This window comes from Candidatus Hydrogenedentota bacterium, assembly GCA_018005585.1.
Lineage (GTDB): Bacteria > Hydrogenedentota > Hydrogenedentia > Hydrogenedentales > JAGMZX01 > JAGMZX01.
On the sequence record JAGMZX010000233.1, the window covers coordinates 1 to 5980 of the forward strand.

A 5980-nucleotide genomic window follows, 5' to 3' on the forward strand; every position below is an offset into this window, starting at 1 on the left:
CTCCACCACAGACGCCTCGTTGCGTCAGGCTTTCGAACAGTATGGCGCCGTGGACTCGGCGAAAGTGGTAATCGACCGCGCAACGAACCGTTCGCGCGGGTTCGGCTTCGTCGAAATGTCGGATGACAGTGAAGGCCGGGCCGCCATCGATGCGCTTAATGGCAGCGACCTGGATGGGCGCAGCCTTCGCGTTAACGAAGCGCGGCCCCGCGAAGAGAACCGGCGCCCGATGAGACGCGAGTACCGCTAGACAAGGTGTTCCCTCACTAGAACACCGGTTGCGTCGCGATTTCTTATTGTATTAGATGCGGCTTCTGGCGGGAGCAGCCGCCTTACGCTCCGAACAGCAGGATGCGCAGGGAGGAAACCTGAGAACGGACGCCTTCCTGACGCGTGTTGCGCTGTATTTCTGGATCTTCCGGCGGCCAAGCAGCGTCGTGATGCTCGGACCGCTGAGGAGGCCATTATGGAATCTTCAACCCAGACCGCCACGTTGCGCCTGAACTGCCGGGACGCCAAGGGGATCGTCTATAACGTCTCGAAGTTCATCTTTGAACGCGGCGGCAATATCATCGACGCGCAACAGCACACGGAGGAACTGCACAACCGGTTCTTCATGCGCGTCTACTTCGACCGCGCAGGCATGACATGCACCAAACAGGAAATGCGTGAAGACCTGGAACGTCTCGCTCTGCAATTCGACATGCAGGCGGAGTGGTCCTTCTCCGACGAGCGTAAGCGCATCGCGATCCTGGTCTCCAAATACGACCATTGTCTGTATGACCTGCTGCTCCGCCATCAATACGGCGAGATCGACGCCGATATTGCCCTCGTCGTCTCCAATCATCTTGACCTGGAAGACGTGGCCCGGCGTTTCAGCGTGCCTTTTATGCACGTGCCCGTCGATGCCGAAAGGAAGGAACGGGCGGAGATGCATACGCTCGAGCTATTCCGGCAGCACTATGTCGACTTTGTCGTGCTCGCGCGCTACATGCAGGTCCTGTCGCCCCTGGTGGTGGACGCGTTCCGTAATCGCATCATTAATGTGCACCATGGCTTTCTTCCCGCGTTCAAAGGCGCCAAACCCTACCATCAGGCCTACGAACGGGGCGTCAAGCTCATCGGCGCAACCAGCCATTACGTCACTGAAGACCTCGACGCCGGCCCCATCATTGCCCAGGAAACCGTCCCCGTCAATCACACCCACAGCGTCGAGGAACTCATCGCCATGGGCCGGGACATCGAAAAGAAAGTGCTCGCCGCCGCGGTCAAAGCGCACGCCGATGACCGCATCATGGTCTACCATCGCCGCACGATCGTCTTTCAATAGCCGTCCCCCGCGGCTCCCAACTCTTTGCACCCAGGACGTCTTGGATGTACAATATGGGCGACAAGGGAATGATGGCATTCTGACTAAGGATTTTGAGTAATGACCGGGCCTTCCGAGAAGAGATACACCATTGCGGAAGAGGTGGCTAACGCCATTACGCACGGCGTTGGCGTCATTTTCGGCATTATCGCCCTCGTGTTGATGGTGGTATTCGCCAGCTATGGGGGCGACGCGTGGCGGATTGTCAGCGTAAGCATCTTTGGCTCTGCGCTGATTTTGCTGTATCTGGCGTCCACCCTGTACCACGCCCTGCCGGAGTCGTCAATCAAGCGCATGATGCGCATTTTTGACCACTGTGCGATCTACGTGCTTATCGCCGGAACCTATACCCCGTTTCTATTGGGCGACATGCGCGGCCCTTGGGGCTGGGTACTCTTCGGCATACTCTGGGGCAGCGCGGTGGCGGGTATCATCTTTAAATTCTTCTTTATTGGACGATTCGACCTCATCACGACGTTGCTCTACGTAGCCATGGGCTGGACCGCGCTCATAGCTATCAAGCCGGCGCTTGCGATGCTGCCCCCCGGCGCGCTGTTGTTGCTGCTTATCGGCGGGATACTCTACACATCCGGCGTCGTGTTCTACTTGTGGGACCGCCTGCCCTTCAACCATGCCATCTGGCACCTTTTCGTGCTCGGCGGCAGCGCCCTGCATTTTGCCGCCGTGATGGCCTTCGCCGTGTGACGGGACTACAGGGCCGCCTCAGCGGTCGCTGCGCCGCCGGTCGACGAAGACAACGCTCTGGTTATTGCGCGGCTGGGCCATCTGGCGCACCTGCGCCAGCACCTCGAACATCTTCTTCGCGCTCTTGAACTGGCGGTATTGGGTGTGCGCCACGCCAATAGACAGGCACATAATCGGGCAACGCACTTCCTGCCCGCGACGGTCCAGCGCCGTGAGATACCCCTGGTCAAGTTCCTGGCGCGTATACAGTTCCGCAACGCGCTGCGCGAAATGGCCGATGAGCGTTGAAGTGAACCGTTCATGGTCTTCCAGCTGCAGCAGCACCACAAAATGCTCGCCGCCCATGTGCGCGATGAAGCTTTCGTAGACGCCCATCTGACGCGTCAGGTTTACGAGCAGTCTCGACATGAATTCGAGTCCGATCCGCTGCCCTTCCTGGCCGCGCGAGGCGCAATACCCCTTGAAACCGACCATATCGATGTAGACCGCCGCCAGCGCCGTGCCTCGGGCCAGCCGGTGATTGATCTCGCGCTTGATGGCGTCGGTGCCCGGCAGATTCGTGATACGGTTCCGGCTCTCAATCGTTTGCAGGAGCGCGTTCAGCGACGCGACCTTGTCCATGAGCCGGTCCAGCTTAAACGGTTTGGAGAGGTAATCGTCCGCCCCTTGTTCCAGGCCATGCAGGACTTCCGGCTCCTCGCCGAGCGCCGTCAAGATCAGAATTGCGATACGATAGAGCTCCGGGTCTTTCCGCAGACGCCGGCAGATCTGATACCCCGTGATGCCGGGCAGCATGATATCGAGTATCGCGATATCAGGCTTAACCTGCTTGGCCAATTCGAATGCCCCCTCGCCGGTATTGATCACGTGAGTAGTATGGCCTTCCGCGTTCAACTTCGTCCTGATCAGGTCGGCGAGGTCGATGTCGTCATCGACCAACAGGATTTTGCTCATCCCCACTACCTTTGCATTGGAACCGAGGGAAACAAGAAACCACAAAACAATAAAACAAGTATATACGCATTCGAGGCAATTCCTCAACCATCGGCCGGCGCGCAACCTTCGGCCGGCGCGGCCGTGCCCCAAGAGGCCCTTCCACGCTCCCGTGGTGTTTCTTCCGTGTCAAGATTGGCATAATACGCCCGTTGCGGGAACGCGCGCCTTCCGGGAGGTAACATGAACAAGAAAGACGTGTCGGCCGTGCTGGAACAGATTGCCGTGCTGCTCGAACTGACGGGCGAAAACCCGTTCAAGGTCCGCTCGTATGAAAACGGCGCGCGTGCGATAGCCCAACTCGACGAAGACCTCGAAACGGTTGTCCGCGAGGGGCGCCTACGCGAACTGAAAGGCGTGGGCGAAGCGCTTGAAAAAAAGATCGTCGAATTAGTCACTACCGGCCGGCTTGAATTCTACGAGAAGCTCCGGGCGCGCTTTCCGCGGTCCATCTTCGAATTGTTCGGCATCCAGAGCCTTGGCCCCAAGCGCATCAAGGTGGTCCATGACGAACTCGGCGTCGACTCGCTGGAAACACTCGAAGCGGCCTGTCGCGATGGCCGCGTGGCCGCCCTGAAAGGATTCAGCGACAAGCTCCAGCAGAAGATCCTGGATGGAATCGCCTTCGCCCAGCGTCATCAAGGCTCTCATCTGGCGCATGTTGCGCGCATGGCGGCGCAAGCGATGCGCGGTCATCTCGCGAAGGACAAGAGCATCGTGCGCATCGAGGTCGCCGGCAGCACGCGCCGCTGCAAGGAGGTCGTCAAGGACATCGACATTCTTGTTTCGAGCGGCGCGCCGGAACAGGTCATGCGCCGTTTCGTCGATGGCCCCGGCGTGACGCAGGTTGTCGCCCACGGCGACACCAAGTCAAGCATCGTCCTCGAAGGCGGCATTGCCGCCGACCTCCGCGTGGTGGAAGATGCGCAGTTCCCCTTTGCGCTCGCCTATTTCACGGGCAGCAAGGAACACAACGTCGTCATGCGCCAGCGCGCGAAGGACCGCGGACTCAAACTCAACGAATACGGCCTCTTTCGCGAGGATGGCGCCTTGGTGGCCTGCCGCGACGAGGCGGACATCTTCCGGGCCCTCGACCTGCCCTATATTCCCCCGGAGCTTCGCGAAGACCGGGGCGAATTCGACGCGGAGCGCATCCCCGACTTGATCGAATGGGAAGACCTGCTCGGGGTCATTCACGTACACACGCCCTACAGCGACGGGCGCGACAGCCCGGCGCGCATGGCCGAAGCGGTCCGGAAACGCGGGGGCAAGTATCTCGTCATATGCGACCACAGCCAGTCCGCGGCCTACGCCAATGGCATGAAGCCCGAGACCGTGCTGAAACAGCACGAGGAGATCGACGCCCTGAACGCGAAGTTCCGGGGCTTTCGCATTGTCAAAGGCATCGAGTCGGACATTCGGCCAAACGGCGGCCTCGATTATGACGAGGACATCCTGCGCCGCTTTGAATTTGTCATTGCCAGCGTTCACAGCAAGCTCGAAATGAGCGAAGACGAGGCGACAGCGCGTATCATCAAGGCGGCCGAAAACCCGTACACCGACGCGATCGGCCATCCCACGGGGCGCCTGCTGCTCACACGCACGGGGTATTCCCTGAATTACGAGAAGGTATTCGACGCGTGCGCCGCAAACCGCGTCGCCATTGAAATCAACAGCAACGAGCACCGCCTGGACATCGATTGGCGGTACATCCGCCGCGGCAAGGAAAAGGGCGTCCGTTTCATCATCAGCCCCGACGCGCACGACACCGCGGGACTCGACTGCATTCCCCTTGGCGCCGGCATCGCGCGCAAGGGATGGCTCGAAGCCGGCGACGTGCTCAATACTCTGACGGCGCAGGACTTTCTCGCATGGCGAAAACCACACTGACGCTTGAAAAACAGCGCGCGCGGCAGGTCTTCGAACGCCTGCGGGCAGCCTACCCCGGCCTGCGTTGCACGCTCGATTTCAAAGGCCCGCTGCAACTGCTCATCGCCACGATTCTCGCCGCGCAATGCACCGATGCGAGGGTCAATATCGTCACCAGGAGACTCTTCCTCAAGTACCGCAAGCCGGAGGATTATCTCGGCGCGCCGACAGAGGAACTGCAGGAAGACATACGCGCCTGCGGGTTCTACCGGAACAAGGCGCGCAGCATCGTGAACGCGTGCAGGAGACTCGTCGACGACTTCAACGGCAAAGTCCCCGGCACGATGGAAGCCTTGCTCACCCTCGACGGAGTCGGGCGCAAGACCGCCAACGTGGTCCTCGGCGAGTGTTTCGGGCAGCAGGGCGTCATTGTGGACACGCACTGCGCGCGTATCAACCAGCGGCTCGGCTTCACCAGGCATGCGGACCCCGTCAAGATCGAGCGGGACCTCATGAAGGTCTGGCCCGAGGAACACTGGACGCTCTTCTCGCACTCGATGGTCTTTCACGGCCGGGCGGTGTGCGTGGCTCGCGCCCCAAGATGCTCGCAATGCGTCCTGGCGGAGTTGTGCCCCTTCCCAAGGTCCAAGGAGGGCAAACGCATTGCCAAATAGAGGCAAGGCCCGCGCCGCGCCGCCGCCCGCGCAAGCCGGGGCGGGGCCTTCCGGCAATTCCCGAATGCCGGCGGCCCTCGTCATCGCTTATGTGACGCTGGTTCTCGCCGTTGACACGCTCGCGGGCGCGCGCGTGAACTGGCCGGTTTCGTGGTCATGGTTCCATTGGCAGCCCCGTTCGCTCGCGCTGCTGTGCGAAGCCGCCGGGCTGCCCGGCGTGTGCTTTGCCTGGCTCGAATCGCCCTGGCTGCAGAGCGTCGACCTGTTCAAGTTCACGTTCTGGTTCCTGGTCCCGTTTCTGTGCTGTGTTCCCTGCATGGACTGGGGCTGGTTCGGCGTCACGCGCTGGAAACGCATCGACGCCTTGCTG

At 60.7% G+C, this 5980-nt stretch carries 7 protein-coding genes; 6 read left to right on the forward strand and 1 reads right to left on the reverse strand.

The annotated features are described in order from the left end of the window. The 3 genes from KA184_22780 to KA184_22790 form a co-directional block, all read left to right on the forward strand. On the forward strand, positions 1-250 hold a 250-nt coding region (locus tag KA184_22780), incomplete at its 5' end, for an RNA-binding protein (GenBank protein ID MBP8132414.1). Positions 251-466: 216 nt separating this feature from the next. Next, positions 467-1330, forward strand: coding sequence for a formyltetrahydrofolate deformylase (purU, locus tag KA184_22785; protein ID MBP8132415.1), 864 nt, complete (start codon positions 467-469; stop codon positions 1328-1330). Positions 1331-1429: 99 nt separating this feature from the next. Then, positions 1430-2074, forward strand: a complete 645-nt coding sequence (locus KA184_22790; protein ID MBP8132416.1) for a hemolysin III family protein — start codon at positions 1430-1432, stop codon at positions 2072-2074. Positions 2075-2092: 18 nt separating this feature from the next. Here the strand turns inward: KA184_22790 and KA184_22795 are convergent, their stop codons facing one another. Then, positions 2093-3028: a response regulator gene (locus KA184_22795; GenBank protein MBP8132417.1), complete on the reverse strand. Its 936-nt coding sequence runs from the start codon at positions 3026-3028 to the stop codon at positions 2093-2095. Positions 3029-3250: 222 nt separating this feature from the next. On the opposite strand from KA184_22795, the gene polX reads away from it, so the two are divergent. From polX to KA184_22810, 3 genes are all read left to right on the forward strand, one after another. After that, positions 3251-4957: a DNA polymerase/3'-5' exonuclease PolX gene (gene polX, locus KA184_22800; protein ID MBP8132418.1), complete on the forward strand. Its 1707-nt coding sequence runs from the start codon at positions 3251-3253 to the stop codon at positions 4955-4957. Next, entirely contained in the window at positions 4939-5610 is a 672-nt protein-coding gene (nth, locus tag KA184_22805; GenBank protein ID MBP8132419.1) for an endonuclease III, read from the forward strand. The genes polX and nth overlap by 19 nt, the downstream gene beginning before the upstream one ends. Then, a partial coding sequence (locus tag KA184_22810; protein MBP8132420.1) for a hypothetical protein occupies positions 5600-5980 on the forward strand: 381 nt, incomplete at its 3' end. The genes nth and KA184_22810, both read left to right, overlap by 11 nt.